This window comes from Bacillus cereus group sp. Bc010 (genome assembly GCF_027716745.1).
In the GTDB taxonomy this organism is placed as follows: Bacteria; Bacillota; Bacilli; order Bacillales; family Bacillaceae_G; genus Bacillus_A; species Bacillus_A pacificus.
The window spans coordinates 1-4,508 of sequence record NZ_JAQFUY010000075.1 but is presented as its reverse complement, the minus strand read 5'-3'; the positions used below and the strand labels follow the sequence as shown (position 1 = coordinate 4,508).

Here is a 4,508-nt window from a genome sequence, read left to right as displayed (position 1 = left end):
ATACTGGTTTTTTTAGACTTTTTATGTGTGGCGTTTTTGCCACACATTCGTGGCGTTTTTGCCACACATAAAAAGAGTCAAAAAAAAGAATCGACTAATGTCAATTCTTAAATAATTTATTAGGTAATTGTTTTAATATAGGCATTTTCATAGCTTTAAAAAAGATAATTTGTAAATGCTCTGGAACATTATCCTTATCACCTGCAAAAATAACATGTGGATTCACAAACAAAGAATAAGCTTTTGCATTACTTCCTTCGATACCACTTTCAGCTTTTGCTAATATTCCTTTTTTCACTAATGCATTAACCAATTTACTGGTTCTATCTCTTGGTCTCTCAAGTTCCTTAGCAAGTTCTGAAATATTCATAGGTACAACATTCTTAGCTTTAACATCAAAAACAATAGAATTACTGTAAAAAGAAATATAAGGAGCAATATCTATTAAAAATCCTTTTTCGCTCAAAGTTAAATATTCTTGCTTACTTAAAAACTTCATGTTTTCTTGCATAATTTGAGCAAACCTCACTTTCGATTGAGGACTCTTTTTAGTACCTATGTAAATCTCTTTACCACCAGTAGCTTTACTTAACACCTTTAAAGCTTCATCTACTGCGTCTTGATCTATCCCATGATGTTCTTCTTCAAATTGTTTTTGCTCAATCTCTAAATCTCGTTTTCTTGCTTTTTCTTCAGCTTGTCCAAAGTTAATAATATTTTTTGTCATGTGTTGTTGCTCCTCTCATTTTGTGAGCACCAACATAAATACCAAAAATCATAATTATGGTATTACCCTAATAATAAAATTATGATAATCTATAAACAGACATTGATTTTTAGGTATTTTTGTTGAATACCCTTTGAAACGAGCCATGTTGGAGCATGGCTCGTTTTTATTTTATCACACATATAATCCCAAGAAATGGTCAAACAAAATTTAGAGAAACTTTTACTCACTTTGTTAAAAACGCTCCATGTCATGTCTCCGTTGTTTATGCTTCAGTTCCTTCTTGTGTTCACTCTCAAATTGATTATCTACACCATTCATATCCAGTTCATTCTTAACAAGTCCTCTAAACGCCTTAAAATGCTCTCCAAGGACTTTTTTCGTGTTGTGGTATAAAACCTTTATGTTTTCCTTTAAATCTCTTATATGGGCTTTTAACGAGCTTATTTCCTTACGTAATTTTCGATTCTCATCTTCCAAATCTGTATTTTTGTTAATAGCTTCAACCAAACCATCTGCTAAACTATCAACTTTACCTTGTAATTCTTTATTTTCTCGAACTAAATCTGTACGCTGCAAACGCTCATAATCTTTTTTCACTGAATATCCAGCATTAATTATTCCTTGCACTCTTTTTAATTCTTTAGTTCCAACAATCCAATTCTCTGTTGGTTTTTCTACTGTTTCTTTTTTAAATAAACCTTTATGAACAACCTCTGTTTTCTTCTCTCTCTCAGCTTTAATCTTGATTTCTCCTGGTAATCGTTCACTCATTTCTAACAATTTATTTTTCTTATTTGCCAAATCTTTTTCTAACTGCTGAATTTCTCTTTGTAAATCTTTTCTCTCTTTGTATTCACGAACATCTTTATAATCATTTGTGCCAACAATTTTTCGTTCAATACTACGCTCTTTTAACATTTCGCCTAACAAATTAACCTCTTTTTCTCGCCAATCATCAAAAGGACGAGTTTTATCTAAAGTTGGATCTTGTTGCGTAATCGCTCGGTCAAATGATACTTGCTTTTCAAGTCCACGTTTATATCCGCTTGCTACTGGAACAAAATTCAAATGCATGTGTGGGCTCGCTTCATCATTGTGAATGACTGCGTTATAAATTTTTAAATTTGGATTTCGTTTTTCAAATTCCGATAACCATTCTTCTAAAATTTCGTTAGCCCTTTCAAAATCTTGTTTACTAGAAAAATCATCTTTATCTCCAACTTGAATAATCATTTCTTGCTGAAGCGATGTTTTTTTACTGGACTGAATGTGTTTGTAATAGTCATCAATTTTTCGGTCGTTACGTTTTTGTTTGGCGTTATAGTTCTCCAACACTTCTCCAAATTCTTCTCGATATAATTCCTTTAAATCTTTCTGAACAAGATATTTATTTTCGTCAGAACGTGAATAATCAATATGCGAATTCCGCTCTTTTTCCTTCTCGCTCATTGTCCTGTTATTGTGTTTGATATTGGTTTTGTTCGTTGCCTTTTTCAAAGAAACTGACATGCTCATGACGAATCAACTCCTTGCTCCCACTATACCAGAAGCTTTGTTACTTTGGCAAAGTAACCTTTTCTGTATTATGACATTTCGCTACGCTTCATGTACACAATGAAAAGGCTCTGCGAGGCTATGTCGGCCTCCGCCGATCCATGCCGAGGCATGGTAAACAAAGACCTCGGACTTTGTCCGAACCTACAAGGGGAACTCTTCCCCTTGACCCCCTTAATCGAACTCCCCAACCCCTCAATCCTTGAGGGGCTCCCTCGCCGGTTGGCAGGCCAAAACGATAAACGTTTTGACAATCCAAGAGGGTCGCATAGTGAGTGTGTCAACTCCTTATCCTCCCGTTCCCTTGCGGGTCCGGTCCGGTACCGTTGACACACACCATGCAAGATTTTATGCAAAAAAAATATAGCGGGGATCCCTAGAATCCCCGCTATATCAACCATGTATAAAATTATGTATAAGAGATAGATAGACATGCAGACAAGAAACATTGTAAACACACAGATTCTATCAAACAATTTGCTACCGATAATGAGATGTTATGTTAACTAAGATTGTATACAATATTCAACTCTTTCAACATAAAAAATCATATGTGATATTAGCAAATAAATGTTATAATTAGTTAATTTGTGTATAAAGGGGGATATTTATGAAGATGTATTATAGCGAACGAGCCCATGAATATGAAAAGGTTTATTTTAGAAACGATCCAATTCGCCAAGAAGAACAAACTCTTATTCAACAGAAACTTCAAAAACTATTTACAAACCAATCTATTTTAGAAGTAGCATGTGGGACAGGCTATTGGACACAGTTTATAGCTAAAACAGCAAAACATATAACAGCCATAGATTATTCCAACGAAGTATTAAACATCGCAAATCAAAAAGATATTCTCCCTTCTAAAGTGAATTTTCTTCAAGGAGATGCCTACCAACTTGATAAAATCCCTGGGAACTTTGAAGGATGTGTTGCAAACTTTTGGTTTTCACATATACCAAAGTTTAGAATTCAAGAATTTTTAAATCAATTACATGATAAGCTTGGGCCTGGAACAACAGTTTTTATGGCTGATAATATTTATACAGAGTCCATAGGTGGAACTTTAGCGCATAAAGAAAATGACCCAAATACATATAAAATAAGGACTTTGGACAATGGAACCAAGTATGAAATCATAAAGAACTATTACACTGAGGAAGAACTAAAAGATATATTTATCCCTGTTTCAAGTGATTTACAAATATATATGGGACAGTGTTTTTGGTGGGTATCCTACAAAATTAAATGAGAAAATTTAACTTCTGATAACGGTAATTATGTAAATAAGCTGTCCATATGGACAGCTTATTTTATGTTTTTGCTTAGCGTGGTTTTTTTCTACAATGCTGGCGGTACCCCTATCCTTGTCTTTTTTATCAAAATCACTTTATCTATATTCTCATTTCATCAAAACAAAGCTTCTTCATTTTTTGTTACCTCAATAAGAAATGGTACCACTAACATAACTAAAATAGAGTAGATAATTAATAAAGAAACAGATATTATCGTTGAAATTTGTAGGGCGATCAAAATTACAAATAAGATAGGGAGAAGTGCTACTAAGAGAAATATCCTCTTTTTAGATTTAGGAGTAAAAAATAATTTATGATGGCATTGTGGGCATTGTAAAGGGTCTTTTTTTACAATCATCGTTTGCTTAAATGTCTGTGGCCAAGAAAGTTTATAATTACAATTAATACATTTTGGTAACTTCATTACAGTTCACCTCCTTACAATTATTTACAGAATATTGTAAAGGTATATTTTACAACTTAAAAGATTTAATGTTTGTTTTTTCTCCTTGTTTTTGGGTGTGAGTGCGAAGGCTGGGGTGAAGCGAAGCGAGGGGCTAGCCCCTTAAAATGCGTAAATATATATTGAGAAAGACAAATATTAGGAACGGAAAAGCTGGCGGTTCGGCGGGTATAATTGCTAGTCCAAGTCGAGCAACCTAAGTCCTCGTTTTTGGTCTGTTCGGCTTGGCGATATACCAACCCCCGGCGAATTTCGGAATGCAAGGAGAAAGGAGGAAGATTTTTTGAGTGGGGTTCTCAAAAAATACTCTCCGTTCCTTGTATGGAGAAAAGCCCTTATATAGAGAGTGAGAAGAGAGAGAGTTTTAAAAGTGGTATAAAGCATTGATAATACTGGTTTTTTTAGACTTTTTATGTGTGGCGTTTTTGCCACACATTCGTGGCGTTTTTGCCACACATAAAAAGAG

General features: G+C 34.1%; 4 protein-coding genes. 1 reads left to right on the top strand and 3 read right to left on the bottom strand.

The features are described 5' to 3' along the window. Positions 1–100: 100 nt before the first annotated feature. Together PDQ68_RS28255 and PDQ68_RS28250 are read right to left on the bottom strand one after the other, a co-directional pair. Entirely contained in the window at positions 101–727 is a 627-nt protein-coding gene (locus PDQ68_RS28255) for a MarR family transcriptional regulator (RefSeq protein ID WP_076872293.1), read from the bottom strand. Between the two features lie 234 nt (positions 728–961). Next, positions 962–2,245 carry a plasmid recombination protein gene (locus PDQ68_RS28250; protein WP_202290171.1) on the bottom strand — a complete coding sequence of 428 codons (1,284 nt, stop codon included), beginning with the start codon at positions 2,243–2,245 and terminating at the stop codon, positions 962–964. 649 nt (positions 2,246–2,894) lie between these two features. Between PDQ68_RS28250 and PDQ68_RS28245 the strand changes: the two genes are divergently transcribed. Then, entirely contained in the window at positions 2,895–3,536 is a 642-nt protein-coding gene (locus tag PDQ68_RS28245) for a class I SAM-dependent methyltransferase (protein WP_016718069.1), read from the top strand. Between the two features lie 158 nt (positions 3,537–3,694). Here PDQ68_RS28245 and PDQ68_RS28240 read toward each other — a convergent pair whose 3' ends face one another. Then, the gene (locus PDQ68_RS28240; protein ID WP_048557823.1) at positions 3,695–4,003 is read right to left on the bottom strand and encodes a TIGR04104 family putative zinc finger protein; all 309 of its coding nucleotides are present in this window, start codon (positions 4,001–4,003) and stop codon (positions 3,695–3,697) included. Positions 4,004–4,508 lie beyond the last annotated feature (505 nt).